Source organism: Pseudomonas sp. K5002, assembly GCF_013386655.1.
Taxonomy (GTDB): Bacteria; Pseudomonadota; Gammaproteobacteria; order Pseudomonadales; family Pseudomonadaceae; genus Aquipseudomonas.
Genome location: NZ_JACARK010000381.1, coordinates 1 through 1283, shown reverse-complemented (window position 1 = coordinate 1283; position 1283 = coordinate 1). Strand labels below are relative to the sequence as shown.

Sequence of the window (1283 nt, the reverse complement as noted above, 5' to 3'; positions counted from 1 at the left end):
CGTCGGCAGCATCAACCTGGCCGGCAAGCACGGCCTGACGCTGGACGGCGGCGCGGTACTCGACGCCCATGGCAGCAAGCTGCGGGTGGACAGCTACGGCAAGATCATCGATTCGCCCAACCGGGCCATGGTGGTGCTCGGCTCCGGCACCGGTCAACTGACCCTGGCCGATGGCGCACGCATCGACCTGCGCCACGGCACCGAGGCGGTCCAGGGCAATGACGGGCGCAACCGCGGCACCCTGGAACTGAATGCACCACGGCTGATCAACGTCGATGGCACCAGCAACGACATCAACATCGATGCCCATGGCCGCCTGACGATCCAGGGCGCGCGCTCGATCACCCTCAACGGCATGATCAGTTACGACGATGCGCCACTGGTCTCCGATCCGACGGCCAGCGGGCGGCCTTACCAACAGATCGACCAGGCCTACCTGGATGGCAAGCATGTGCTGAGCACGGCCTTTATCAACGGTGCATTGCTCAACCAGAACCTGCTGCAAAACAAACTCGCCGGGCTTAACAATGCAACCTACGCCGATGCCTTCCACCTGCGCCCGGGCGTGGAAATCGTCAGCAAGACCGCGGACGGTGACCTGGTGGTGCAGGGCGATCTGGACCTGTCCGGCTACCGTTACGCCAGCCTCAACCCCAACAGCCAGAAAACCTCGGTGTATGGCTCCGGTGAGTCGGGCAGCCTGACCCTGCGCGCCGGTGGCGACCTGAATATTTACGGCAGCATCAACGACGGTTTTGCGCCGCCACCACAGACCGTCGATGACAAGGGCTGGGTGTTGTTGCCGGGTATCGACTTTACCGGGGGCACGATCATCGTGCCGGGTAACGGCATCACCCTGGCGGACGGCACGACCTTCCCGGCGGGCACCGTGCTCAACTACGACCTGCCGATCAAGGCCGTGGGCGTGGCCGCCGGTACGGTACTGGCCGCAGCGGTGTTCGACAGCGCGGGCAATATGCTGTTTGCCGCAGGCACGTTATTGAGCCAGGCACACACCCTGGCGGCCGGCTCACAGCTGGACGCCGGCAGCCTGCTGACCCAGGACACCCGGCTCGGGGCGCTGACCTGGCCCAAAGGGGTGCCGTTGCCGACGAACTACGAGGCGCTTAACCCGACGCAAAACCACGTGACCCTCAATGGCGACATACCGCTGCCGCGCGGCGCGTTGATTCCTTCCGGCACCAACGTAAAGTTGCCGGGCGGGGCTGAGTCGGTGGCGTTGCGCCCGGAAGTGGCGGGGCGCCAGGGCAAGCTGTGGGCCC

At 65.3% G+C, this 1283-nt stretch carries 1 pseudogene; it reads left to right on the top strand.

From position 1 onward, the window contains the following. Positions 1 to 1283 (top strand): annotated as a pseudogene (locus tag HX846_RS18140) (hemagglutinin); the annotation flags it as partial.